The organism is Anaerostipes hominis (ex Lee et al. 2021), from assembly GCF_002270485.1.
Lineage (GTDB): Bacteria > Bacillota > Clostridia > Lachnospirales > Lachnospiraceae > Anaerostipes > Anaerostipes hominis.
Window position 1 is genome coordinate 18,466 of the sequence record NZ_NQOG01000003.1, and the last position, 24,942, is coordinate 43,407.

Below are 24,942 nucleotides of genomic sequence, written 5' to 3' on the forward strand. Positions count from 1 at the left end.
TCATAACATAAAATATGCAATCTAACACCTGATCTATCCAGTACGTCAGAAAATTCTTCGGCTATTTACATCATCAGTATATGAAAGATCAAAATCATGGTAATCACCAGTGATATCAGCAGAACAGTGCGGCAGAATTCTTTCGTGGCCTTCATCTTTTCTTCTGGCTTTTTCCTTTTCATCAGTCAAATCCACGTATCCTTTCTGCCACCGGCGTCTTTCCCCGAATGATCCGATATGCAGCCAGAGGAATCCCAATGCATACTGCCGCGGATGACGAAACGGCGGCCAAAACCGGAACAACCGGGATTTGAAATGGAATGTTCATGTAATTCATCGTCTGATAGTACTGATAAGTAATAAAAAGGCCAGCCGTTGCCGTCAATGACAGAGAAGCTGCCGCAAACAGCAGCCCCTCCCTGACCAGAAGCTTTTTCACCTGTTTTTCGGTCATTCCCACACTTTCCATGACAGCCAGAGATACCTGCCGGTTCTGGATATTTCCAAACACCGTATTAATATAATTCATCAGTCCGATCAGTGCAAGGAGAAGGGCAATTCCCACACCGACTCCGGTCATATTTCCCTGGGCCTTTTGAATATCTTTCATGCTGTCGATCTTGGATTCATAAGACACATCTTTGGCAGAGGTACTTTGACTCAGGTTTTTTCTGATCCTGTCTTCTGTTTCATCGTCATATTCCTTTGTATACCGGATATTCAGTTTTGAAATATACGGATTCATGACATACTTCTTCATAAACGATTCACTGACGATGACTGCCGGTCCCTTTCCCGAAGTTCTGCCGTAATAACTGTCATCGGTCATGCCGGCAATTCTCGGCTGGAACTTTTTGTTTTTATTTTCTGACAGATAGAATTTTACCCTTGCTTTTTTATCAATCTCACCGGAAAGATCCATGCCCGGCCCATAAATGATGCAGATCTTTCCGCTTTCAAAAAGTTTCTGATCTACCGGGTGTATGAGACTCTTATTTAAGTACTCAAATTCCTTTTTATCAATCCCCTGCATGACAGAATAATATTTCTCCGGGTGCTTTTTATAATCGTTGATATCGTCTTTATAAGGCGTATACATCCACCTTTCATAAAACTCTCTCATCCACACATCTGAAAATTTCGGCTCCCATGGGACGATGATCTTTGCGCAGAGCAGCGGGTGTACTTCCCGGATATCTTTGCTCTTTTTCAATTCTTTTACCAAAGAAGGTTTAAGAATTGGTTTCCATTTTTCATCTTCCTCTTTCATCAGAGAATCATTGCTGACTACTAAATCCGTATCCATATAGTTTGACATGATCGTTCTGGCTCCGTGACTTTGAATGATCGTGATCAGACACAAAAACATAGACAGACTGGCAGCAAGGGAGAGCACTGAAATTCCTGTTTTTTTCTTATCCTTAAAAAACTGATCTGCAGCTATTCTCCATATAAGACTGCCGTTTCTGGTTTTATGCGCCTTCTTTTTTGCGGATGTAAGACGATAATTCAGCGCTTCCACAGGTGTAACGGAAGCTGCCGTCTTTATTGGCTTTCTGCTTCCGAAATAGACGGTCAGTCCCGCAATAGAAATAGTAATAAAAAAGACTGCCGGATGAAATGTGACAGGGATTGCGCTTTCCCTGATGCCGAGAGTTCGCACAATCTTCGGGATCACCAGAAAGGATGTAAAAAAACCGAACAGGATTCCTCCGCCCACCCCGGCTGTTCCTATAAGCATCATCTGTGTTTTCATAAATCGGCGGATCTGCCTTGAGGACATTCCCACGGTCTGCATCAGCCCATAGTAACGGATATTCCCCGAAACGGACAGATACAAAATATTATAGATCAGCAGATAGGCACTCAGGCAGGTGACCAGGACCAGACCTGCCATTCCCGCAAAGATACCTGCGGACTTCTCTGTTTCTCCTGTAAATTGAAAATTCTGCCGCTTATTCAGACGAATACTCTCCTGAAACTTCGTCCTCTGATCTTCTGTCAGTATTTTATTTTTAAATTTTACATGCAGCACACCCATATTATTCAGCTGATATCCGGTCTTTTTATAAAATGCTTCTGATACATAGAACAGCTGCTGCTCGCCGTATCCTTCCCATATTCCGGAAATAAGAAAGTTTTTCGTGTGAGTACCGTTCTGGTCTGTATAAGTCAGATCAAAGGTATCTCCAACATCCAGATTTTCTTTCCCGCAGTCCTTCAGGGCTGCTTTCGTGACCATCAGTTCATTTTCCTTTTTCGGATAATAGCCTCTTACCCGCTTTCTGGCAGGCTTCATCATGACACCCCAATAAGTCTCATCACACCAGATCATTCCAGTATGTAGTGTATCATCTGCGTCTGTTTTCACTGCGGCTCCTGCATATCCTCCTGCTCCTGCCACTCTGACGTCCTGATTACCTTTGCACCGGTTAAGCTGCTGCTCTGAATAGCCGCCCTGCAGCACTGCATCAAAATCTGCACCGTGTAAATGAATATTCTGCAACTGCTGCATTTTAAAATAAGTGCTTCCGACCGTAAACACACTGAACAGCATAAAAGAAGACAGCACGACAGCGATGATCATCACGGCAAACTTAGGCTTGTTTCCTTTCAGCGAAGACATGGCCATCTTTGTAATAATCTTCCGGTTATTATTCTCCAACATACGCATCACTTCCTCTCACGATCCGTCCGTCCTCGATGTGAACGATCCGGTCAGAAAGCTGTGCAATATCCTGATCATGGGTAATCAGCACAACGGTCTGTTTAAATCGGCCCGCTACTGCCTTTAAAAGCCCCAGCACATCATGGCTGGAAGCAGTATCCAGATTCCCCGTGGGTTCATCAGCCAGAATAATCGAAGGTTTTGATGCAATAGCTCTGGCAATGGCCGCCCTCTGCTGCTGTCCTCCGGACAAGGTGCTGGGCAGCGCCTCTTTTTTCTCCTGCAGTTTCAGAAGATTCAGGATCTCGTCAATGAATTCTCTGTCCACACAATCTCCATCCAGTTCAATAGGCAGGGTCACATTTTCATACAGATTTAAATCCGGGACAAGATTATAATTCTGAAATATGAATCCGATTTTTCTTCTGCGGAAAACCGCAAGCTGTTCCCTGTTCATTTCCGCAAGATTCTTTCCGTCTACATACGTCTCACCTTCCGTAGGCACATCCAGCCCTCCGATCATATGAAGGAGTGTACTCTTCCCGCTTCCCGATTTACCGATGATAGAAACAAATTCCTGGTCTTTCACCCTGAAGTCTACCCCGTCCAGTGCTTTCACAACGTTCGTCCCCAGCTGATAATATTTTTTTAATGCCCGTGTCTCTACTATGTACGATTCCATAGATTTATCTCCTTTCTTTTATTACTGCAATCATAACTCATAAAAATCACAAACCTTTCACAGGCATAAAATTTCACAGTACTGTGACTTTCCTTCTGTCACCCGTTGGGCAGGTAAATCTGAAAATCAGATCCTTTTCTAATCTCAGAACAGACCTGGATATAGCCGTCCTGCAGTGCTATGATCTTTCTCGCCAGATAAAGTCCCACACCGATCCCCTCCTGATCATATACTTCCGGTTCCCGGTAAAACCTTGTGAAGATCTCTGCCTGACGCTCCAGGGCGATCCCTTTTCCTGAATCTCTGATACTGATCTTCGTAAATATCTCCTGGACAGACACCAAGATCCCGACACTTCCTCCCCTGCCGGTATACTTTACCGCATTGTCAAGAAGGTTAAAAACTGCCTCCTCAGTCCACTTTGTATCATGATTTACCACTATGTCCTCATCGCAGTCCACAGACAGGCGTATCTGCTTTTTCTCGGCTTTCGGCACGATTGCCGCTACCGCTCTGAGAAGGGTCCCGCACAAGGGTAATTTCATACAGCAGACTTCTATAACTCCTGTTTCCAGACGGGACATTTTCACCATGCTCTGCAGAAGAAAATCCAGCTTTTCGGTCTGAATCCTTACCTTTTGAAGAAATTCCCCTGCCTCTGCCGTGCCCAGTCCTTCATCCAGCAAAACCTCCTCATAGAGCTTGATATTTGCAATAGGGGTTTTCGTCTGATGGGAAATATCTGAGATCAGGCTTTTGATTTTTTTCTTCTCTTCCAGATTTTCCGCGCTTTCCCGCTTCCAGATGCGCTCCAGCTTCTGAAGCTTTTCGTATACTTTATCCCACAAAGTATCTCCTTCTTCATTTAATCTTTCCAGTTCCCTGCCGCAGGTCATATCGTTCAGACATCGGAGCAGGCGGTCGGTAAATGAGGAAATATCCCGTTTTAACTTCCACATTTTTATTCCCATAGAAACCGATACGAAAAAAAGGCAGCATGCCGCTGCTGTCATGATTCCAGCCATTGATATCCCATCCCATAAATATTAGAAATATATTGATGCTCTCCGTCCTCGATCTTTTTTCTCAGACGATTTACATTCACTGCCAGAGTATGCTTATCCACGAAGCATCCTCCATTGTCCCAAATGCGCTCAAGTAATACAGCATAGGTCAGAAGCTGTCCTTTGTTCAGGACAAACAGGCGAAGCAGCCGAAATTCCGTAGGGGTAACTGTACATTCTTTTCCGCCTGCCTCTACCTTTGCCCTCTCAAAATCAATCTTTAAAAATCCATCGTCAAAGAAATTCTGTCTGCCGGCCTTTTCTCTTTTTAAAACCACGCGGATTTTTTCTTTTAAGATCTTGATAGAAAACGGCTTCGTAATGTAATCCTCCGCCCCGGAACCATAGCCCTCCAGGGCATCCTCCTCCAGATCTCTCGCTGTCAGGAACAAAACCGGGACTTCACTCTGTCCTTTCATCCATCTGCAAAGAGAAAATCCCTCTCCGTCCGGCAGATTGACATCCAATAAAATCAGTTCCATTTTTTCTTGTCGATATATTGCTTTCGCCTCACAAACCGAATACGCTGAATATATATCATACCCCTCTTTTTTCAGCGTATAGCAGATCGTCCGGTTCAGTTCCCGGTCGTCTTCCACGATCAATATCTTCTGCATTTTGCACCTTCTTCCCGTATTTTCATCTGTGTTCAGCTTCTATTTTATCATACAATTAAGCCAAAAGGCCTTCAATCCGGTGATTATCACGATATTGTGATCTTAAAAAAATAACAAAGGAACTGCTGTACATAACCGATTTCTCCGTCATGCCACAGCAGTCCCCTACTTTGATTTTACTGAATTTATTCTTTATTATAGAAATAACAGCTTTTACTTCAGCGTTTTTAATGCCTCTGCTACAAAGGCGTGATCTTCACTTTGAGCCATTCCGGATACGGTCACGGTTCCGATCATGCCTGTCCCGGAAACGAAGACCGGAATGCTTCCCCCTGCCTGAGCGTAATCGCCTTTTTCCAGACCATACCGATTCCACAGGTCATCCTGTTTGAGGTCCATAGACAGTTTCATCTCGTAAGAACTTTTTTCAAAATCATAAACCGTGTTTTCTTTTCTGCGGACCCAGTCTTCGTTGTTCTTGGACGTGCCCTCCAGTGCCGCATAAAAAATCTGCTTTCTGTTCTTTGTAATGGATATTACAATAGGTTTGTTCTCTCTCAAAGCTTTCTGGTACATCTCAATACCCAGTGCGCAGGCTTCTTCGTTTGTGAACGATTTCAGGACAAGCTCTTTCTGCTCCTCGCTAATCTGATCAATTAATGTTTTAATATCTTCCATAACTTCCTCCCTATTGGTCTGCCGGGAACACGATTCCCATCTGTTTTCTCGCTTCATCCATGACCTTCAACTCCAATATAGAGTATTGATTATGTATCTCAGCACTTTCTTTTGCTTCTGCCAGCCGAATGAATTCTTCTATCTCATAATACATGTTGTTGGTCTTTTTGTCTATTTTGATCTCTTCTCTTTCTCCGCTGCGGTACACAATCTCGATTGTTGTCGTATCCGGAATTTCCTTTATGATCATGGAGGCCTCTTCCCCCTGGATCTGGCTTGGAAGTGCGGAATTTGTAATCTTAGAGTACATAAGCTCCGCCTGCATTTCATCATACATGGCCACAATCGTACCGGAGGCGTCAACTCCATTGGAAAGTTTCAGGCAGTGAGCCGAGATCTCATTGGGGAGTCCGAACAGTTTCACCATCGGATGCACACAGTAGACGCCGATATCCATCAAAGCACCGTTGGAAAGCTCAGGCTTGAAGGCATTCTCTATGATCCCTTTTTTAAAATTGTCATACCTCCTGGAATACTGACAGTACTGGAATGTTGCTCTGCGGATTTTTCCGAGCTTTGGCAGGTTTTCCCGAATCGCCGCAAAGCCGGGATCAAATACGGAACGCATGCCCTCCATAACGATGACCTGATGTTCTTTTGCAGCCTTGATCATATGCTCTAATTCGCCGGAATTGGAAGCAATGGTCTTTTCACACAGGACATGCTTGCCGGCTTTCAGCATCTTTATACTCTGTCCTGCATGGAGTGCATTAGGAGATGCCACATAAACTGCATCAATGTTTTCTGCAGCCGCCAGAGCATCAAGAGAATCATAGCAATCTTCGATCCCATATTTTCCTGCATACTCTTTTGCCTTTTCCATGCTCCTTGAGTACACTGCCTGGACCTTAAAGCCCTCACATTGGCTCCCCGCATCCATGAAATTGTCTGTTATAAAATTTGTTCCGATTACTGCAAATCTGACCATATGATCTCATCCTTCCGTGTGGCTATTATTTTATATTGTTTACTATTATTTTATTGTGTTGAATCTTTTTTGTCAACCTGCCGCCTTTTGTTTTCACTTTGAATAGAACAACTATAGGCAGAAACGCTTATCTGGAAGCATCTCACAAAGGTTTCTGAAAATATCATGGATTTTTTTGCAGCCTGAATACCGTTATATCCCATGTTATCAATCCGGTTAATATAAGGAGCTGCGTAGGATGCTCCGCTCTTTGCTGCAAGGAACGCCTGCATCGGTGTATAAACTGCGGTTGCTGTCAGTTTAATTCCCTCTTTCTTTAATTCCTGCATTGCGAGTTCTTTGAGTACATCATAAGGACTTCTTTTGCTTTTAGCCAGAATGGATGGATTCGTAGTCACGCCATCCATCGGATAATATTCGTAAATTTTTGTTCGATGTTCGCATCATCAATCATTAATTTCATGGTAAATCTTCCTTTCAATTACAGTGTCTGCTCTGTTCTTTCAATAATATCATCCTGTGTCTTTTTAGAAAGTACATTAAAGAATGCACTGTATCCGGCCACACGGACAATCAGATCTTTATGGTCTTCCGGATGTTCTTGCGCATCAAGCAAAGTTTCTTTTGACACAATATTATACTGTACATGATATCCGTGCAGTCTGTTGAAAAATGTGCGGATAAGCATTTCCAGCTTCTGCTTGTTTTCCTCAGTAGAAAGCATTTGAGGCGTCATCTTTTGATTTAATAAAACACCTCCGGTAATCTTTTCAGTAGGAAGTTTAGAGACAGTCTTAAACACTGCTGTAGGACCATTCTTATCCGCATTATGTGCAGGGCTGCAGCCTTCGGCCAAAGGTTCAAATGCATTTCTTCCATCCGGTGTTGCTTTGGTTCCCATACCCTGGCCCACATTGGCACTGATGGAAGACGTACCGCCATAACGAATTCCCCCGATCGGCCCTCGCTGGTAACGGGTATTTGGATATTTCTTGATTTCATCTAAATAAGAATCATATGCTTCAATGACCAGCTGATCTACATAGTCATTATCATTGCCGTACTTCGGTACGTCATTGACCAGCATCTCCTGGATCTTCTGATTCTCCGGAGACTGAAAATCATCAAGGATTGCATTCCAAAGCTGTTCTTTTGTGATCTTCTTTTCTTCGTAAACAAGCTGCTTAATGGCAGCCAGGGAATCTGCCATATTGGCAATTCCAACCTGAAGACCGGAAATAAAATCATAAACAGCTCCGCCTTCTTTGATGGTCTTTCCTCTTCCGATACAGTCATCTGTAAGCGCAGAGCAAAGAATATCCGGTACATCTCTTTCTGAAGCTTTATCAATGACATTCTCTACGATAACACTGTAACGTGTCATTTCTCTCACCGTTTTGTCCCATGCTGCCAGCAGATCCTCGTAGGAGTCCATATCCTTAAAATAGCCATAGCCTTTTGTAAATCTCTTTCCACTTGTCAGATCCACGCCATTGTTCATAGCGCAAAGCAAAACTCTCGGGAAATTAATATAAGACATTCCAGTACAGCGGTATCCCCACTTGCCGGGAACTGCGGTCTCTACACATCCAATGGCGCTGTAGTTATAAGCGTCCTCTTCTTTGACACCCCAGTTGATAAAAGAAGGTATAATAATCTCGTCATTGTTAAGTGCCGGCATTCCGAATCCCAGTTTCATAACTTCGATGCATTCGTCAAAAAACTGCTCGTTGATATTTTGATGATATCGTACCGTCAAATTGGGCTGGGTAAGCCTTGTCTGTGCAACAGACTTAAGTACTGCAAAACTTAATTCATTCACTGCATCTTTCTTATCCGGTGTCTGTCCGCCGATCGTAACATTCTGATACATAGGGGAACCGGCTGAACTTAAGGTATGCGCCTGGGATCTTATTTTGTTGATGGTCAGTGTCTTGATCCACAGGCAGGTAAGGAGTTCTTCCGCCTCTTCCTCTGCCATCGTTCCGTCCTGAATATCTTTCCTATAATACGGATACATATACTGGTCAAACCTTCCGTAACTTAAGGAATGTCCGTTTGACTCGATCTGCAGGATCAGCTGGATAAACCAGACAGACTGTACGGCCTCTTTGAAAGAGGATGCCGGCTCATATGGAACTCTGGAACAAATTCTGCACATCTCTTCCAACTCAGCTTTTCTCTTCGGATCCTTCTCTTTATCAGCTAATTCTTTTGCCAGCCTGCTGTAACGCAGTGCAAAATGATGAACCGCCTCAATCACAATCAAGACAGACTTGTAAAATTCATTTTTATCAACACTCTCCGGATCAGTGAAGTCAAGAGCATCTTTGAGAGCCTTTGTTCTTTCTTCATATCCTTTCAATCCCTCAGACAGAAGTCTGCCATAATTAACTGCCAGATGGGCATCTCCTGCATTTAGTTTTCCTTCCATACCGAAAACACCGGTCTCCATAAAAACACTGACTTCATCAGGAAGAAGCGCCTCACCTCTTGCACGGAGATTATTATTCTCCCAGAATGGAGCAATCTCACGGAGCTGTTGTTTTGTCTCCTCTGTTATATAGAAAACATCTCCATCTCTCTTTTCAAAGAGATCCAATTCGTTCAGGACGAATTCCATCGTATATTCCGGAAAAATCGGAGCATTTGTATTCTTGGTCGCCTGATTGCCGGCAATCAGAGATTTGTCTTCAATGTAAATCGTCATACCTTCCAAAATCTTCTTCAACATAAGTGCTCTTACCATAACACGCGGCTGATTCTGATTCTCTTTATAAGCCTGAGTCGCCAGTAATGCCCTCTCAGCATCAATGTAAGGTTTTTCATCCAAGACTTCTTCACGGAAAGTTCTCATTCTGTCTGTTAATGATCCAAAATGCGCTTTGTTTTCCATAAGCTTCTCCTTTTAATTTCACTCGTAATTATTATTTGTTTTATTTGCAATTTAACTCTAATTCTTTTCCGGCAAAAAGTCAAGATGATTTTAGTATAAAATCCTTTTACATTTCATTTGAAATTTTTCATTTTCAATTTGAAACAAATATGATATGATCTTATCAGTAAAGGAGATTATCATGAAAAAAGCAGATTATACAAAAACCGGTGTTATCTTTAATATTCAAAAGTTCAGCGTCAATGACGGCCCCGGCATCCGTACGGTTGTGTTTTTTAAAGGATGTCCCATGCGCTGCCGCTGGTGCTCTAACCCTGAAAGCCAGTTGGCTAAAATGCAGGTATTATGGGATCAAAAAAAATGCGCCAGATGTCATCACTGTATGGATATATGCCCTGCTCAGGCAATTTCTTTGAAGCATGATCATATCCATATAAATGCAGCCAAGTGTACCGGATGCAGGCAGTGTGTACTTGAGTGTCCGGGGAAAGCTTTAGAATTGGAAGGAGATATAAAAACCGTACAGGATGTCATGGATGTGGTCATGCAGGATAAAGTTTTTTATGAAGAAAGCAGCGGCGGTATTACACTGTCCGGAGGTGAATTTCTTTCTCAGCCCGACTTTGCCGAAGAATTGCTGCTTGCTTCTAAAGAAAAGGGACTGCATACCTGCTGCGAGACAACAGGATTTGCTGATCCGGAGATCTTTAACCGTGTTATAGAAAATCTTGATTATATACTGTTCGATATGAAACACTGGAATTCCGCAAAACATATAGAGGGTACCGGTGTTGGCAACGATCTTCCTGTTTCCAATATGAAGCGCGCCATTAAAATGGGAAAAGAAGTGCTGCCCAGAATACCTGTCATTCCAGGATTTAATAATTCCCCGGAAGATGCCGCCGGATTAGCAAACGCCTTGCAGGAAGCAGGGGCCAAAAAATGTCAGCTCCTTCCTTTCCACCAATTTGGCGAAAACAAATACAGCTTATTGGATCAGACATATGATTACCAGAATGTACCGTCTATTCACAGGGAAGATTTACAGGATTATCTTCAGATATTTATTAATTGCGGCATTGATGCGTTTTTTTAAACATAAATTTCTTTCATTCGTAACTCTACTCTATTGAAAAATAATTTTTTGTGGTATACTAAAAAGCAATATAAAATATCATACCTTATCGTGCGAAGCACGTCCACCCGAAGGGTATGAAACACGGGATGCCCTTTGGGTATAAATTTTCAGTATACGATACGAACGGAGTCATCATATGAAAAACAGAACAAATAAGATATTGGAACTGCTTACCCAGAAGAACAAAATCGAAGTATCACTTCTTTCCGAAAAACTTGGTGTTTCACAGGTTACTGTCAGAAAAGACTTAGATGAACTGGAACGCAAAGGAATCATAAAACGTGAACACGGATTTGCGCTCTTATGCAGCACAGATGATATTAATGGGAGAATCGCCTATCATTATGAGGCGAAACGGAAAATCGCAAAAAAGGCTGCTGAACTTGTCTGCGATGGCGATACGGTTATGATCGAAAGCGGAAGCTGCTGTGCTCTTTTAGCTGATGAACTGGCTTCGTCCAAAAGAGATCTGACAATTATTACTAACAGTGCTTTTATCGCAGAGCATATCCGTGGGAAATCAAATTTTCAGATTATTCTTCTGGGCGGCACCTATCAGCAGGATTCCCAAGTCATGGTAGGTCCGATGATCCGTCCCTGCGTAGAAAACTTTCTTGTAGATCTGTTTTTTATCGGAACAGACGGATATGCCCCCAATGTGGGCTTTACAAATCGGGATCAGATGCGTGCACAAGCTGTGCGAGATATGGCCGTACAGGCAGGAGAAGTTATCGTGTTAACAGAAAGTGATAAGTTTTCCAAACACGGAATCGTTCCCCTAAATCTAAAGGAACAGGTCAAAACAGTTATTACCGATGATCAAATTTCTGAAGCTTCCAAGTCAGAACTGGAAAGCAAAGGAATCAAAGTCAGGATCTCATGAGTTTTTTATCACTATTTCCGTCACGCTTTGAAATGCGTTCCTCCAATAGTGATAAAAAACTATCGTTGTATCATTTCTTTGGTTATAGAGATACATAGTAGTAAAAACCCAAATAAACAGAATGAAAAATATCCTTGTCTTTTGATATTTTCCATTCTGTTTTTCTTACTTATTAAATTTATTCATCATCTTTTCTTGAACGGCTGTAGATCATCTTCTTCGTCACAATGAAGATCACCAAAGCAGCAAGCACGATAACACCGCCTACAAGGAACACATTTGCATATGTGGAGGCAGCGCCGGCCTCAACCCCTGTAATACTTCCGCCTGACATAGCGCCTTTTGACATGAGCTGTCCGAAAACCGCCACACCGACAGACCCTGTGATCGCCTGGACAAGGTCGTTGATCCCCAGCACACGTCCTGACTCTTCCGGTGATACCGTAAGTGTCGCGGTATCTACGATCGGTGAGTAGAAGAAAGATGTTCCGAAATAATAGATACACGGTGCTGCCGCCAGAGCTGCAACCTTACCGTATGGAATCGCAAATGCAATGGCGATCAGACCGAGTCCCATAGCAGAGAGAGCCATGATGATTCCCGCGGAACGTCCGATCTTTTTGATGACCGGTCCGCACACGAATCCAAGCACTGCTGCAAGGAGGATGGACCAGACGAGCAGGTTGGAAACCTGAGCAGAATCAATGCCGAATACTTCAAGTCCGATGGCATTCACACCGGCATTCAGTGTATAGCTGAAAAAGTAACCTACGAAGATGACAACCATCGTCGCCACAAATGCCGGATTTTTCAAAAAGGCAGGAGTGATGATCGGGTCTTGGGCTTTATTGATGTACACAATGAACGCTACCAGAGTCACAACTGTTGCGGCAGTCCAGAGCATATTCATATCTGTAAAGAACATTGTGACGGCCCCTGCGAAAGCTCCGATCAGAGTAAAGCCCCAGCCGTCGATCTTAGCGCCTTTTGCGTGTTCATCCGGAAGGTTCTTTGAAAGTGCCGGAAGAAATACTATGGAGATCATCGGAATCGCAAACATCCATCTCCAGTCTATTTTTGTCACATATCCGGCCGCAACTACACCAAGGGCCGCTGAGAATCTGAATACCGCTACAAAAATACCATAGTAGACGACGCGTTCTTTCTGAGAAATATATTTGGACACAAGGACTAAGAACACAGAGCCTGCCACCTGTCCTCCTATGGACTGTAGCATACGCGCGGCTACAACCGCCCAGATACTCACAGGTCCTAATAAAAATCCAATGGCAGAGCCGGCGGCAAACACAATCGTCCCTAAAAGTGTCATTTTTTTCAGAGACACAAAGTCACCCAGAGATCCATAGATTACACAGACGATACCGAGTGCGATTCCCGGAAGAGATGTAATGAGAGATGCCAGTTCCGGTGTTCCCAGCTGCTGTCCGATATTTACAAAGATCATTCCGAATGCCTGCTGTTCAAGAATGCCGAAAATAAAGATGATCAGCACCAGCGGAATCGCTCGTTTTGCCATTCGGTTCATTTTTTCAAATTCCGGGGTTCCTTCTGCCGGTACCGGAATACCTGTTGTTTTCAAATTCGTATTAGACATTTTTCATACCATACCTTTCAACTGTCTTTTTCATATTGTTTCTTAACATTTGATATTTGCAGCCCGCTCCACATAGCGTCTGCGGAAACACTCCACATCGACGTCAACGCACACAGCCGCATTTTTTGTCTCACTCAATGTACCGTCATAGTCCACGACAGTAGCGCCGATCGTAAGTGGACTGGAGATCTCTACATCAACAAACGCTTCTTTTGTCTCAAAAAGCTCCGGCTCCATGAGATACATGGCTGCGGAAGGATCGTACATCTTGACTCCCTCTTCCACATGTCCGCCGTCATAGGAACGAAACAGAGAGCTGATCATGGTTCCTGCCTCCCCGCTCTTTTCAAGCTCCTCGAGATCTTCCGCGGTCAGCCTTGCTTTTCTTCCGATATCCAGGCCTACCATTGTGATCGGAATCCCGGAGCGGAATACGATCTTTGCCGCCTCCGGATCAATGGTCACATTAAACTCTCCATAGATTCCAATGTTTCCTCTCTCGGTGGAACCTCCCATCATAATAATTTCCTCAATTTTTTCTTTCACTTCCGGAAATGTCTGAATCAGCAGCGCAATGTTTGTCAGCGGCCCAAGAGTAAGGATTGTCACCTTCTCCCCGGCTTCTTTCAGTATGCGGTATTCACTCAGAACTGCATTCTCTTCTAATAAAAGTTCTTTCTTAGGTTCAGGGAATTCAAATCCGCCCATTCCTGATTGTCCATGGGCATTCGTTGCAAAACGGTTATCCCTCAAAAGCGGAGCCGCCGCACCTTTTGCCACTGGAACATCTTTTTTAAGGAATGTAAGAAGTTTTAAAGCATTATTTGTCGTATGCTCGATGCCGACATTTCCTGATACACTGGCGATGAGTCTTACATCCACAGACGGCTCGGACAGCATGACAGCAATCGCTGCCGCATCATCAATCCCGGGGTCTGTGTCAATGATTACTATTCTCGGTTTCATGGTTTCCTCCTAATATGTTTATTCTTCCGCAAACCTCTCTGCCTCATCCCTTTTTGGGATCGACGGAGCCGCACCTTTTACAGCCACTGCCATTGCAGACGCTTTTGCGGCCATATCAAGTGATTCTTTCACTGATTTCCCCTGTAATATGCAGGACATGAAATAACCCGTAAATGTATCTCCTGCCGCTGTGGTATCTACTGCCTTCACTTTATAGGCTTTCTGCACTGCCGTCCCCTCGGTTCCGGCATACACAGAGCCTTTCTCTCCCAGTGTCAGAATGATCTCCGCGTGCGGGAATTGTTTTCTCAGCCGCTTCAATAATATTTCTTTGCCGGCATCCCGTGCAGCCCGGACAAGGATCCTCGCCTCTACTTCATTCAGTATAAAACAGTCGATATGGTCCAAGTTTATCTCGAATATTTTTTCATTCATCGGAGATGGGTTCAGGACGATCTGCATTCCTCTTTCTCTCGCTTTTTCTACAATATATGGAATCTCACTGATCTCATTTTGGAGGACCAGACAGTCGCCTTCATCAAAATTTTTCAGTACCTGATCCGCCGTCTCTCTTGTCACCGCCTGATTTGCACCGCCGTACAATATGATGCAGTTATCTCCGTTTTTGTCCTTCTGAATGACCGCATTTCCTGTCCGGACATCCTCGCTTACCTTTAAATATCTGGTATCAACACCGGCGTCGCAGAGGAGTTCTCCCAAGAATTTTCCGTCCGTGCCGATCACTCCGGCATGGTAAACGTCTCCTCCGGCTCTTGAAAGAGCAATGGACTGATTCAGTCCTTTTCCTCCAGGAAAAACTTCCAGTGATTCTGAAGAAAGAGTCTCTCCCTTCTCTGCAAAATGGTTCACACTATATACATAATCAATATTCAAAGAACCAAAATTAAGTATTTTCATAATTCCCTCACTCACTCGTTGTTCTTCGGGATTTTAATGCCGTCTCATAAATTTTTCGGCAGTCATCCCGGTTCAGTCTTTTTATGCCTCCAATGCTGTCATCTTCCCCGCGGAAAGCAATCCGGTCAAGCATCTGTTCCACCCCGTCTGTCGGAACCTGAAACTCCTCAAACGACACCGGCATTCCCATTGTGCGGAAAAATTCTTCTGTTTTTAAGATTCCTTCGTATGCGGCCTCCAGCGTATTCTTCCTATTCCATTTCACACCGAATACTTCTCCGGCGTAGCGGGCAAACCGTTCCGGTGCTTCTCTATATACATATCTCATCCAGGAACCCATGATAATAGAAAGTGTGGCTCCATGGGGAGTGTCATACAGAGCACTCAGTTCATTTCCGATCTCGTGGACTGCCCAATCCTGTACCCGTCCGACCCCCACCGTATCATTATGTGCGATCGTACTGATCCACATGATCTCTGCCCGGTAAGAGTAATTGTCCGGCTCCGCAAGAACCTTCGGTCCAATCTCGGCCAATGTTTTGAGAATTCCTTCTGCCATTCTGTCAATCACTCCGACCTCTCCATCCGGCGTAAAATATCTCTCGCACACGTGGGAGAACATATCCGTCACCCCGCATGCAGTCAGAAATTTCGGGAGTGAATAAGTTAGCTCCGGATTCATAAATGCAATGGCCGGACGAATGACCGGATGACTTGCCAGAAGTTTCATGCCAAGCTCCGTATTGTTGATGACACTTACTTCGCTGGATTCACTTCCCGCCGCTGGATAGGTGAGGATCACACCTGTCGGAAGAGATTTCCCGGGAACTTCGGTTCCCGTAAAAAAATCCCACACATCTGTGTCCGCCACGGCTCCAAGCCCGATTGCTTTCGCAGAATCGATGACACTGCCTCCGCCGACGGCAAGGATCATATCCACCTTCTCTTTTCTGGCGAGATGAATACCTTCTCTTACAAGAGACAGTCTGGGATTCGGCACCACACCGCCCAGTTCCAGGATTCGAATCCCGTGAAGCCGCAGCTGTTCTTTGACACTGCCGAGGAGTCCGCTGTCACTTAATCTTTTCCTGCTGCCGTAATGAATCAGGACTTTTCTGATCCCCATCTGTTTTAATTCTTTTCCTATCCGGTTATGTGCATCTCTTCCAAATACAAACCGGGTTCCAATCCCTATGCTGAAATCCTGAAGCATGGTTAAACTCCTTTCCTCAAAATGTTTAGAATCTCAGAAACATTGTGTGCACAGTGTTCTGGAGTGTATGCACAAAGTTTTTTTGTATCTCCGTCTCCATATGTGACTCCGATACAATGAATTTTATTTTCATGTGCAGCCTTTATATCACTCCAAGTATCCCCGACATAGACGTATTGACTTTTCTTCATGCCTGAACACTTCATCACATATGAAATCATCTCACTTTTAGACTTCTCCCTTCCCGGAAAGGAATTCGGGGAAATCCAGCCGTCAAACAGCTTTTCCCAGTTCTTTTTTAACAGGATCCGTTCCAATGCTTCTTTGGGTTTCATGGTAACAATATAATGTAGAATTCCTTTTTCTCTGGTCTTCAGAAGAAGTTCTCTGATACCGGGATAGAATTCTGTATGTTGATATCCATTAAACATACGGTAGTGCACCCGCACCAGGGATTCAAACTCTTCATATTTTTCGCTTTCCGGAGGAGGGACGATCTGATCAAAAACCTCCTTTACAGATTTCCCCAGATTGCTGTCTTCACTGCTAAAAGTCTCCGGCAGCTCCCCTCCGCATTTTTTAGCAGCATATTGCAGAGAATTCCACACATCTTTGCCCGTATAAGCTAAGGTGCCGTCAAAGTCCCACAAGATCGTTTTGTACATCATCACTTATAATTCTTAAGCGTCTTATACAGCAGATCCATGAAGCCCGGAAAATCCAGTTCCAGGGCTGCTTCCGCATTCGGCGCTTCTCCTCTGAAATCCATCTGAGGTTCTCTGCACAGATCTACAGCCGGTTCCACACCTCTTAGATGCCGGTAATCACATACAGTCATTCCTCTCGTCAGTTCGCCCTTTAGCTCGATATCAATATGCATGTCCGCCGCCTTGATAAGAGACGGATCGATCAGCCATGCCACTGCACAGGCATCGTGCATATTGGCCCCTGAAAGAGATGCGCTCTTTATTGTGGTATCAATAAAAAATTCTGTCAGATCTGCCGCAAAGTGTGCCGCCTTCGTTCCTATCTCCCGGAACTTTTTCACATGTTCGGCGGTCAGGCAGCATTGTCTGGTCAGATTGATTCCGGACATTTTCACATGCATTCCTGAGTTAAACACCCGGTATGCCGCTTCCGGATCTACATAGATGTTGAATTCTGCTGCCGGAGTCCAGTTTCCATAGGTCACAGAGCCTCCCATAATGCTCAGTTCTTTGACCCGTTCAACGATCTTTGGTTCCCGGTTGATGGCTGCCGCAATATTTGTCAGAGGACCTGTGGCAATCAGTGTCACATCATCTGTGTTCATCACTGTCTCCACAATAAAATCAACTGCATGCTTATCCTGCGCTTTTACGGACGGCTCCGGAAGCACAGGGCCGTCAAGTCCTGTCTCACCGTGAAACTGCGGCGCGGTCACCAGGGGTACGGTTGTTGGGCAGGAATGTCCCGCGAAGACAGGGATATCTGTTCTCTCCAGTACTTCCAGCACCTTCAGTGCATTTTTTGTCACGTTTTCCAAGGTGCAGTTTCCGCCGATCGTAGTGATGCCAAGCACATCTAAATTCTGCACTGCAAGCATCATGGCAAAGGCATCGTCATGTCCCGGGTCACAATCTAAAATCACTTTTTTCATATTTTTTCTCCTTTATCCTTTGATCTATACTCATCCAGAAATCGCTGCAGCTGTTCTTGATCCGGGGAAGTTCTCGCACCCTTCTTTGCTACGGCATAACCGGATACTGCATTCCCTGTGATCAGGCATTCCTTCAGGGATTTCCCCTCCAGCACCGCACTGATAAATCCGGCATTGTAGACATCACCTGCACCGACCGTATCCTCTACCTTTACCGGAAAAGCAGGCGCCGCCGTCTTTTCTTTCTCAGTAAATCCGTAGGAGCCTTCTGCGCCGTTCCTCACGATCACGGTCCGGCTCCTGTTTACAAACGACTCAGCATTGGCTCTCCAGTCCATCTCTCTGCCAAGATAGGCAAATTCATCGGTGCCGGAGCCAAGCAGATAGTCTGTATATTTAATGATCTGCCGCACTGCTTTTTCGTATTCCGGATCAAGGATGCCGTTGTCCACCCTCAGATTTAAGTCAAAAGAAGTAGGAACCCCTGCCTCATGCGCTTTCTTAAAAATCCGGATTACTGTATCGCGGGCAGAGGTATCATATGCCAGCGACATTCCTGAGGAGTGGACCCAGTTCGCCTTTTGAACCTTTTCAAATGACACTTTATCCGCATCCAGCGTCTTAAATGCCTGATCCACTCTCGGCCATCCCCACAGATACCGCTCTCCGTTTTCATCGATGAACGCAAACACTCCGACCGTATTTAATTCCGGCTCAATGATCAGGCCGGAGATATCCACGCCCTCTTTTGAGAGATCATTCTTTACATACCTTCCATACTGGTCTTCCCCGACGGAACCGACAAAACCTGTTTCGACTCCAAGTCTTGCCAAAGCCACTGCCGTGTTGGCGGAAGTCCCTCCTCCCCGAATAGATGGCTCCGGGTATTCAACCAAAGTCCTCTCTTTATTGAGGAACTTAGGATAAGGTACGATAATGTCGACGGTGGCATCGCCGACCACCATCACCTCAGGCATTCTGTGCAGCCTCGATAAACGCTTTCACTTTAGCCGGATCTTTGCAGCGTTCGGTATCCGCACGCTCGTCATCATAGTTTGTCATAGTAAAGGAGTCCACTCCATATGGGTGTGTAATGTGGATGGCTTCCGCTACATTGTCTGCATCCAGACCGCCTGCGATGATACATGGTACATCCGTGCTTTCGATGATCGCTTTGTCAATCTCACGGTCGTGGGTGAGGCCTGTTGCACCGATATCTCCCGCAGACGGCGCCTTCGTGTCAATCAGGAAGAAATCTGACACCGGTTCATAGTCTCTGATATACTGCATGACTTTCTGTTCCTCAAGCGGTACTCCCGCCAGAACCGGGATCGCCTGCATGATCTTAAGGCCAGGGAATCTGTCTTTGAGTTCCTGTACCTGAGCCGGTGTGATGCCCTCAATATCTCCTGATAAGTGCATAACGTCCGGTAATGCTTCTTTAAGATCTTCTGTGATCTCATCGATATCTTCTGATACCGTCAGACCAATCCTCACCGCTTCCGGCTGCACCCCTTCAAAAATTTCTCTTGCGCGCTCACAGGAAAGCTGCCCCGGAGTCCTTTTGATCTTTCCATAGGATACTCCCAGGTGGTGTCCTCCCATTTCAACAACCATCCTTGCATCCTTCACTGTCCTGATCCCATAAATCTGAATAATCACGTCTGCCATTTCTTTATACCTTCCTTTCGTCTTCCAATGCTTCCATAAATGCTTCTGTAGTAAAAACAGTTTTTTTCAACCCTGCCCCCTGTGCCACTTTCGTGACCGGAGGAGGAGCAACAAAACTTTTCTTTAATATCTCCGTCTGGGCAAACACCTCTTCGGCCCTGCCGTCCAGTATCACCTCCCCTCCGCACATGACGATGATCCGCCTAAAACTGCTGACTACAAATTTCATATCATGAGAAATGGTAATGCATAACTTCCCTCTCTCTTTCAATGCCTTGATAATGCTGAGCAGTCTATGATTTCCCTGCACATCCTGCCCGCAGGTAGGCTCATCGAAAATCAGCACATCCGGATCCATCATCAGCACCGCGCCTATGGTACAAAATTTTTTCTCTGACGGCGTCAGGTCAAACGGATGCATATCCAGTTTTTCCGACATTCCCACAAGCTCAGCGACCCATTCGTTTCTTCTTTTGATTTCTTTCTCCGGCATTTTGATCTGCCTGGGCCCGAATTCAAATTCTTTTCTGACAGATTCCAGAAACAGCTGATCATCCGGGTTTTGAAATACATAGCCGACTTTCTTTGACCACTGTGCAGTGGACCGTGTCTCAATGTTCTCTCCATTGATCAGAACTTCCCCGGACGTGGGTCTTAAGATTCCGTTAAAATGTTTTACAGCCGTGGTCTTTCCCGCTCCGTTCTGTCCGATGATGGCTACTGGCTCCGTCCCGCCGATGACCAGATTTATCCCCTTTAATACTTCACCTCCGGACGGATAAGAATAGTGAAGATTTTTTAATTCAATTTGCATCTGTCAAGCACCTCCCTCACCATTTCGATGGCCGGCCCCTCAGCAATCTCAATGTCCCGGTCTGTATACTGTTTTTCTTTTAAGGCCCTTGTTATTTCCACATAATCCGGTATGCCGACTCCATGCTGCATGATTTCCGGATCTCCAAATATTTTTTTCGGTTCATCCAGCGCCGCAGCTCTCCCTTTTTCAAGGACGAGGATCTTGTCCGCGCACCGTGCCACTCGTTCCATATCGTGATCCGCCATGATGACAGTGACACCTTTTTTATTCAGTTCTTTCACAATATCAAAGATTTCTTCGCTCCCCGCCGGGTCAAGCTGTGTCGTACATTCGTCTAAAACGAGAATCTCCGGTTCCATGATAAAAGCAGAGCCGAACGCCACTCTCTGCACCTGTCCCCCGGATAATTCCAGAGGATTCTTGTCAAGGATATGGTCGATCCGCATGAGTTTTGACACAAACTCTACTTTTTCCATCATCATTCTTCTGGATACTCCCCGGTTTCCAAGTCCATATGCAAGTTCCTCAGCGACAGTTCCTGCAGTATAGGACAGCTGGTTAAACGGATTCTGAAATACGAACCCAATCTTTTGGGACAGCTCTGCAATGGTGCTTTCTCCCGCCGATATCCCATCCACGATCACCCGGCCCGACATTTTTCCCGTAAAGTAATGAGGAATGAGTCCCGCCAGAGCGCTGCACAGGGTGGATTTCCCTGATCCGTTGGCACCGATAACACAGAAGAAATTTCCTTCTTCCACCTGAAAGCTGATGTTTTTCAGGGCCTTTTGTTTTGTCTGCCTGTATTTAAAAGAAAAATCTTTGACTTCTAATATGATTCTGCCCATTTGCACTCCTCTTTTTTATATAAAATCAAGTTTTGTCAAAACGGCGGCCGACACAACCGCAATAAAAAATGCGGTTAAGAAAATATTCACCGCTCTGTCTGTCCGGGTTTTGCAGACTTCAACATAAGCCGTGGGCTTTACCCCTGCAATTCCAAATCCTCTTGTCTCCAGCGTCATGCCTCTTTCCTGGGCATCCGTAAGGGATGACATGATGACCGGTCCAAGCAGCGGAATATAGGCTTTTATCCGGGCTGTGATTCCCCCTCCGGTCTCCACCCCTCTGGCTTCCTGTGCTTCACGGATCACAGACATTCTTCTCTGCATCTGCGGGACAACATTTAAACTTGCCAGCACCAGATATCCTGCTTTGGGCGGCATCCCGCTTTCCGTCAGCGCAGCTACCAGTTTCCCCGGATATGTTGTTTTGTTCATAATATAGAAGGTTCCCAGAAACACCAGAAGCGTACTGATAATCTTCAGCGCATAGCGGACTCCTTCCAGTCCCACTTTTGCAAATCCAAGGTCCGCAATAAATGTAACATTGCCCGGGTGATAACAGCCCTGAATAAACAGCAGCATAGCTGTGACTGGTATTCCGAATCCAAACATAATTTTTGCAAAATCCTTTAAGATCCCTGCCAGCCATGCCGCCCCAAACAGCCCTGCGATAACTGCCAGTCCGAGCCGCGGGCCGGGAGAGATCAGAGTTCCGAGTCCAAGGGAAAATATTGCGAAGATTTTGGTCATCGGGTTCAGTCGTTCTATTACCGTATTTTTCGGTATAAATGTATTTGATATCGTTGCCATCCCTGCCTCCTGTACGTAAATGTCTTCCTCTTATTTAATCGCCGTCTTCCTCATCGTCCGTATCAGCCGCATACTGGCTTAAAAATCTCTTAGGAATCTTCTGAATGATGACAAAAGCTATGAGAAATGTAATTCCCTTATCGATCAGATTTTCAATCATAGACGTGGATAATACAGAGGCCGCAATGTTTTTCGTAGCCGCAATCAATGTTGCCGTCAGCACAGAAGTTCCTGTCACACCTGCCGACCCGCCGTATACAAAGATCGTGATCACCGAGGCAGAAACCGTATTGACAAACGTACACGCAAGCCATGTGAGAACCGCTCCCCAGACTTTTTTAAAAAACCCCGCTTTCACCATACATCCCGTCACAACAGCGCACATTATACTTACAATGGAATAAGGCAGATATACGGGATTCGCCGCCATAGCCAGAAATACATTTGTCAACAGCCCGCACAGCGCGGCGACCCACACGCCGGACAGACAGGCAACGACAACAGTTCCGATCATGTCCAAAAACAGCGGCAGCTTCAACGCGGAGCACAGCGTACCGCCGATCAGGTTAATGCCCACCGCGATCGGAATCAGCACCAAAGACTTGGTCGAAAATTGAGACTTGATCCTTTCTGTAAACGTGACTTTTTTCTCACTCATAATGTATCCTCCTTTTTTTATATATGGCGATGTCTGTTTCAGCTGATTTCTTTCGTCTGATGTCCTAGGAAACTATTTTCCGAAATCATTTTCTTTATTTAAAATTAACACTGCTCTCACAGTTTGTCAACATTTTTATCACTTAATGTTACTTTTTCTGTTTTTTCCGCCAGAACCCTTGTTTATTTTGCACACCCCGACATATTGACAGATATTCTTTCTTTGTCTATTATGGAATGTAGTATAATGTTGGAGGAATTTTATGAACATAAAGGAAATCGCACAGCTGGCAGGCGTCTCTGCCTCAACCGTTTCAAAAATTGTCAACCAAAAAGATGAAAGCATCAGCAGCGAAACAAGGGAACGGGTTTTAAAGATCGTTAGAGAGTATAATTACACTCCTTACGCAGCTGCCACTGCTTCCCCGGCAAAGACATGGATTTTGGGCATCCTGCTCCGGTCTTCTGTTTCTTTGGACTCCACGCTGGACGGAATCATTCAGACCGCCCAGGCAAACGGATACAGCACCCTCGTATATAACAGTTACTCCGACATGGAACAGGAACTTAAAAATATCACTTCCCTCTGCAAAAATAACGTAGACGGAATTATCTGGGAGCCCGTAGAAAAAGAAAGTCTCTCCTATTCAACTCATTTTCAGAATATGAAGATTCCACTCATGACCATCGGTCCCAACGGTGGAGATCACTCCCATATGATCCCATATGAAGAAGCCGCTTACCGGATCACCCAGGAATTGATTGATCGGAAGCACCGCAAAATTGCCTGTATCTTAAAAGAAGGCCGCCGTACATCCGCTTTCTTAAACGGGTATAAAAAGTGTCTGTTCGACAATCACATGAAAATCGACAAAGACCTGATCTTTTACGATCTGGACGAAACCCTGATTCACAAGGTGAACACCCACAGCATCAGCGGAATCATATCATCTCATTACCGGAAGGCGCTGGAATTTTACCAGCTCATGAATACATTAAGCTTCAGAGTCCCGGAAGACATTTCGCTCATATCTCTAAAGAATGATACGATGGAAAACCTGGCCTTTCCCAATATTTCCGAGATTTCTACCTACACGATGCTGAATGCTGATTTTGGATCTTACCTGTGCGGCAAACTGATCACCGAGATCGAAAAGCGCACGGATAAGCCTCAGTCCTTTGTCCAGGATTTTCATCTGGACAACCAGACCACCGTCAGTGTTCCGTTCAACCTGAATGTTCCCAAGATCACCGTTGTGGGCAGTATCAATATCGACACCTACCTGAATGTGCCGCAGCTTCCCCACAGCGGAAAAACCGTGAGCACTTCCACGTCCTTCATTTATCCGGGAGGAAAAGGCATAAACCAGTCCATCGGCGCGGCGAAGCTTGGACACCGGGTAACACTGATTGGAAATGTGGGGTCCGATATTGATTCAGCCTCTGTCTATAAAACTCTCAAAGAGTACGGCGTAGAGTCCTTCGGTGTGAAACGCTGCAACCAGGAGAAAACCGGAAAGGCATTCATTTTTGTAGAATCCAGCGGTCATTCCATGATTTCTATCCTCTCCGGTGCAAACAGCATTCTGTCTCCCGAAGATATAAAGAAGCGAAAACGTTTCTTTAAAAATACCGGATACTGCCTCATCCAGTCGGAAATCCCTCTGGACACGGTTGCCGAAGCGTGCCGCACCGCACATGAATCCGGCGCCAGGACCATCCTGAAGCCTTCCGTATGCGGAGCGATCCCTCCGGAAGTGCTTTCCATGGTAGATATCCTTGTGCCAAATGAAGAAGAACTGAACGAACTGTGTCCGGGTCCTTCCACTCTGCAGGAAAAAACCGCATCCCTGCTGGAATGCGGTATTGAGACGGTCATTGTGACACTGGGAGAAAACGGCTGCTATGTCCGGTCTGCCGGTCTGGAAAAACATTTCCCGGCTGTCCCGTTTCCTTCCGTGGACAATACCGGTGCCAGCGACGCTTTTATCAGCGCATTGGCCTCCTATCTTCTTTATGGATGTTCGATGGAGGAAGCGGTCCGGATCGCCTGCTACGCCGCAGGTTTTTGTATCTCACGGGAGGGCGTCGTTCCTTCTCTCATAGATAATCGCAGCCTTGAGACATATATTAAGCAAAAGGAAGATTCTTTGCTTTAAACAACTGATATAACAGGA

22 protein-coding genes and 1 pseudogene are annotated in these 24,942 nt (G+C 45.2%); 3 read left to right on the top strand and 20 right to left on the bottom strand.

What is annotated here, in order from left to right:
• Positions 1-181 precede the first annotated feature (181 nt).
• From CI597_RS04280 to CI597_RS04315, 8 genes and pseudogenes are all read right to left on the bottom strand, one after another.
• Entirely contained in the window at positions 182-2,668 is a 2,487-nt protein-coding gene (locus CI597_RS04280; RefSeq protein WP_024727672.1) for an ABC transporter permease, read from the bottom strand.
• Positions 2,655-3,350 (bottom strand): ABC transporter ATP-binding protein, encoded by a 696-nt coding sequence (locus tag CI597_RS04285; RefSeq protein WP_024727673.1) that lies wholly within the window; start codon positions 3,348-3,350, stop codon positions 2,655-2,657. Before CI597_RS04285 ends, CI597_RS04280 begins: the two co-directional genes overlap by 14 nt.
• A gap of 98 nt (positions 3,351-3,448) precedes the next feature.
• The gene (locus tag CI597_RS04290; RefSeq protein WP_024727674.1) at positions 3,449-4,375 is read right to left on the bottom strand and encodes a sensor histidine kinase; all 927 of its coding nucleotides are present in this window, start codon (positions 4,373-4,375) and stop codon (positions 3,449-3,451) included.
• The gene (locus tag CI597_RS04295; protein WP_024727675.1) at positions 4,360-5,031 is read right to left on the bottom strand and encodes a response regulator transcription factor; all 672 of its coding nucleotides are present in this window, start codon (positions 5,029-5,031) and stop codon (positions 4,360-4,362) included. Before CI597_RS04295 ends, CI597_RS04290 begins: the two co-directional genes overlap by 16 nt.
• Positions 5,032-5,244: 213 nt before the next feature.
• Positions 5,245-5,709, bottom strand: coding sequence for a heme-degrading domain-containing protein (locus tag CI597_RS04300; RefSeq protein ID WP_024727676.1), 465 nt, complete (start codon positions 5,707-5,709; stop codon positions 5,245-5,247).
• A gap of 10 nt (positions 5,710-5,719) precedes the next feature.
• Positions 5,720-6,697, bottom strand: a complete 978-nt coding sequence (locus CI597_RS04305; RefSeq protein WP_024727677.1) for a Gfo/Idh/MocA family protein — start codon at positions 6,695-6,697, stop codon at positions 5,720-5,722.
• Between the two features lie 150 nt (positions 6,698-6,847).
• Positions 6,848-7,160: pseudogene (locus tag CI597_RS04310) on the bottom strand (transaldolase family protein); the annotation flags it as partial.
• A gap of 18 nt (positions 7,161-7,178) precedes the next feature.
• The gene (locus tag CI597_RS04315) at positions 7,179-9,593 is read right to left on the bottom strand and encodes a glycyl radical protein (RefSeq protein WP_024727678.1); all 2,415 of its coding nucleotides are present in this window, start codon (positions 9,591-9,593) and stop codon (positions 7,179-7,181) included.
• A 181-nt stretch (positions 9,594-9,774) separates the two neighbouring features.
• On the opposite strand from CI597_RS04315, the gene CI597_RS04320 reads away from it, so the two are divergent.
• Together CI597_RS04320 and CI597_RS04325 are read left to right on the top strand one after the other, a co-directional pair.
• Entirely contained in the window at positions 9,775-10,689 is a 915-nt protein-coding gene (locus CI597_RS04320; protein WP_024727679.1) for a glycyl-radical enzyme activating protein, read from the top strand.
• 178 nt (positions 10,690-10,867) lie between these two features.
• A complete protein-coding gene (locus CI597_RS04325; RefSeq protein ID WP_024727680.1) occupies positions 10,868-11,614 on the top strand; it encodes a DeoR/GlpR family DNA-binding transcription regulator in 747 nt (248 codons plus the stop codon).
• Positions 11,615-11,792: 178 nt separating this feature from the next.
• Here CI597_RS04325 and CI597_RS04330 read toward each other — a convergent pair whose 3' ends face one another.
• From CI597_RS04330 to CI597_RS04385, 12 genes are read right to left on the bottom strand one after another with little or no spacing between them, the layout of a single operon-like run.
• A complete protein-coding gene (locus CI597_RS04330) occupies positions 11,793-13,229 on the bottom strand; it encodes an MFS transporter (protein ID WP_024727681.1) in 1,437 nt (478 codons plus the stop codon).
• 42 nt (positions 13,230-13,271) lie between these two features.
• Positions 13,272-14,195 (bottom strand): ribonucleoside hydrolase RihC, encoded by a 924-nt coding sequence (rihC, locus tag CI597_RS04335; RefSeq protein ID WP_024727682.1) that lies wholly within the window; start codon positions 14,193-14,195, stop codon positions 13,272-13,274.
• Positions 14,196-14,213: 18 nt separating this feature from the next.
• Positions 14,214-15,113 carry a ribokinase gene (locus CI597_RS04340; RefSeq protein ID WP_024727683.1) on the bottom strand — a complete coding sequence of 300 codons (900 nt, stop codon included), beginning with the start codon at positions 15,111-15,113 and terminating at the stop codon, positions 14,214-14,216.
• Positions 15,114-15,120: 7 nt separating this feature from the next.
• Positions 15,121-16,326 (bottom strand): iron-containing alcohol dehydrogenase, encoded by a 1,206-nt coding sequence (locus CI597_RS04345; protein ID WP_024727684.1) that lies wholly within the window; start codon positions 16,324-16,326, stop codon positions 15,121-15,123.
• A 2-nt stretch (positions 16,327-16,328) separates the two neighbouring features.
• Positions 16,329-16,994 (bottom strand): HAD family hydrolase, encoded by a 666-nt coding sequence (locus tag CI597_RS04350; RefSeq protein ID WP_095142882.1) that lies wholly within the window; start codon positions 16,992-16,994, stop codon positions 16,329-16,331.
• Positions 16,994-17,965 (bottom strand): nucleoside hydrolase, encoded by a 972-nt coding sequence (locus tag CI597_RS04355; protein WP_095142883.1) that lies wholly within the window; start codon positions 17,963-17,965, stop codon positions 16,994-16,996. Before CI597_RS04355 ends, CI597_RS04350 begins: the two co-directional genes overlap by 1 nt.
• The gene (locus CI597_RS04360) at positions 17,962-18,942 is read right to left on the bottom strand and encodes a carbohydrate kinase family protein (protein WP_024727687.1); all 981 of its coding nucleotides are present in this window, start codon (positions 18,940-18,942) and stop codon (positions 17,962-17,964) included. The genes CI597_RS04355 and CI597_RS04360 overlap by 4 nt, the downstream gene beginning before the upstream one ends.
• The gene (locus CI597_RS04365; protein WP_024727688.1) at positions 18,935-19,636 is read right to left on the bottom strand and encodes a phosphoribosylanthranilate isomerase; all 702 of its coding nucleotides are present in this window, start codon (positions 19,634-19,636) and stop codon (positions 18,935-18,937) included. The genes CI597_RS04360 and CI597_RS04365 overlap by 8 nt, the downstream gene beginning before the upstream one ends.
• 4 nt (positions 19,637-19,640) lie before the next feature.
• Positions 19,641-20,450, bottom strand: a complete 810-nt coding sequence (locus CI597_RS04370; RefSeq protein ID WP_024727689.1) for an energy-coupling factor ABC transporter ATP-binding protein — start codon at positions 20,448-20,450, stop codon at positions 19,641-19,643.
• Positions 20,435-21,301, bottom strand: coding sequence for an energy-coupling factor ABC transporter ATP-binding protein (locus CI597_RS04375; protein WP_024727690.1), 867 nt, complete (start codon positions 21,299-21,301; stop codon positions 20,435-20,437). The genes CI597_RS04370 and CI597_RS04375 overlap by 16 nt, the downstream gene beginning before the upstream one ends.
• A gap of 15 nt (positions 21,302-21,316) precedes the next feature.
• Entirely contained in the window at positions 21,317-22,108 is a 792-nt protein-coding gene (locus CI597_RS04380) for an energy-coupling factor transporter transmembrane component T (protein ID WP_024727691.1), read from the bottom strand.
• A gap of 34 nt (positions 22,109-22,142) precedes the next feature.
• Entirely contained in the window at positions 22,143-22,766 is a 624-nt protein-coding gene (locus CI597_RS04385; protein WP_024727692.1) for a histidine kinase, read from the bottom strand.
• 262 nt (positions 22,767-23,028) lie between these two features.
• Here CI597_RS04385 and CI597_RS04390 point away from each other — a divergent pair, with 262 nt between their 5' ends.
• On the top strand, positions 23,029-24,924 hold the full coding sequence (locus CI597_RS04390) for a PfkB family carbohydrate kinase (RefSeq protein WP_095142884.1): 1,896 nt from the start codon (positions 23,029-23,031) through the stop codon (positions 24,922-24,924).
• Positions 24,925-24,942 lie beyond the last annotated feature (18 nt).

What these genes read in the sequence shown, in the direction of transcription:
- CI597_RS04280 (WP_024727672.1), bottom strand. Translation starts at nt 2,668, where the DNA reads ATGTTGGAGAATAATAACCGGAAGATTATTACAAAGATGGCCATGTCT.
- CI597_RS04285 (WP_024727673.1), bottom strand. Translation starts at nt 3,350, where the DNA reads ATGGAATCGTACATAGTAGAGACACGGGCATTAAAAAAATATTATCAG.
- CI597_RS04290 (WP_024727674.1), bottom strand. Translation starts at nt 4,375, where the DNA reads ATGGCTGGAATCATGACAGCAGCGGCATGCTGCCTTTTTTTCGTATCG.
- CI597_RS04295 (WP_024727675.1), bottom strand. Translation starts at nt 5,031, where the DNA reads ATGCAGAAGATATTGATCGTGGAAGACGACCGGGAACTGAACCGGACG.
- CI597_RS04300 (WP_024727676.1), bottom strand. Translation starts at nt 5,709, where the DNA reads ATGGAAGATATTAAAACATTAATTGATCAGATTAGCGAGGAGCAGAAA.
- CI597_RS04305 (WP_024727677.1), bottom strand. Translation starts at nt 6,697, where the DNA reads ATGGTCAGATTTGCAGTAATCGGAACAAATTTTATAACAGACAATTTC.
- CI597_RS04315 (WP_024727678.1), bottom strand. Translation starts at nt 9,593, where the DNA reads ATGGAAAACAAAGCGCATTTTGGATCATTAACAGACAGAATGAGAACT.
- CI597_RS04320 (WP_024727679.1), top strand. Translation starts at nt 9,775, where the DNA reads ATGAAAAAAGCAGATTATACAAAAACCGGTGTTATCTTTAATATTCAA.
- CI597_RS04325 (WP_024727680.1), top strand. Translation starts at nt 10,868, where the DNA reads ATGAAAAACAGAACAAATAAGATATTGGAACTGCTTACCCAGAAGAAC.
- CI597_RS04330 (WP_024727681.1), bottom strand. Translation starts at nt 13,229, where the DNA reads ATGTCTAATACGAATTTGAAAACAACAGGTATTCCGGTACCGGCAGAA.
- rihC (WP_024727682.1), bottom strand. Translation starts at nt 14,195, where the DNA reads ATGAAACCGAGAATAGTAATCATTGACACAGACCCCGGGATTGATGAT.
- CI597_RS04340 (WP_024727683.1), bottom strand. Translation starts at nt 15,113, where the DNA reads ATGAAAATACTTAATTTTGGTTCTTTGAATATTGATTATGTATATAGT.
- CI597_RS04345 (WP_024727684.1), bottom strand. Translation starts at nt 16,326, where the DNA reads ATGCTTCAGGATTTCAGCATAGGGATTGGAACCCGGTTTGTATTTGGA.
- CI597_RS04350 (WP_095142882.1), bottom strand. Translation starts at nt 16,994, where the DNA reads ATGATGTACAAAACGATCTTGTGGGACTTTGACGGCACCTTAGCTTAT.
- CI597_RS04355 (WP_095142883.1), bottom strand. Translation starts at nt 17,965, where the DNA reads ATGAAAAAAGTGATTTTAGATTGTGACCCGGGACATGACGATGCCTTT.
- CI597_RS04360 (WP_024727687.1), bottom strand. Translation starts at nt 18,942, where the DNA reads ATGCCTGAGGTGATGGTGGTCGGCGATGCCACCGTCGACATTATCGTA.
- CI597_RS04365 (WP_024727688.1), bottom strand. Translation starts at nt 19,636, where the DNA reads ATGGCAGACGTGATTATTCAGATTTATGGGATCAGGACAGTGAAGGAT.
- CI597_RS04370 (WP_024727689.1), bottom strand. Translation starts at nt 20,450, where the DNA reads ATGCAAATTGAATTAAAAAATCTTCACTATTCTTATCCGTCCGGAGGT.
- CI597_RS04375 (WP_024727690.1), bottom strand. Translation starts at nt 21,301, where the DNA reads ATGGGCAGAATCATATTAGAAGTCAAAGATTTTTCTTTTAAATACAGG.
- CI597_RS04380 (WP_024727691.1), bottom strand. Translation starts at nt 22,108, where the DNA reads ATGGCAACGATATCAAATACATTTATACCGAAAAATACGGTAATAGAA.
- CI597_RS04385 (WP_024727692.1), bottom strand. Translation starts at nt 22,766, where the DNA reads ATGAGTGAGAAAAAAGTCACGTTTACAGAAAGGATCAAGTCTCAATTT.
- CI597_RS04390 (WP_095142884.1), top strand. Translation starts at nt 23,029, where the DNA reads ATGAACATAAAGGAAATCGCACAGCTGGCAGGCGTCTCTGCCTCAACC.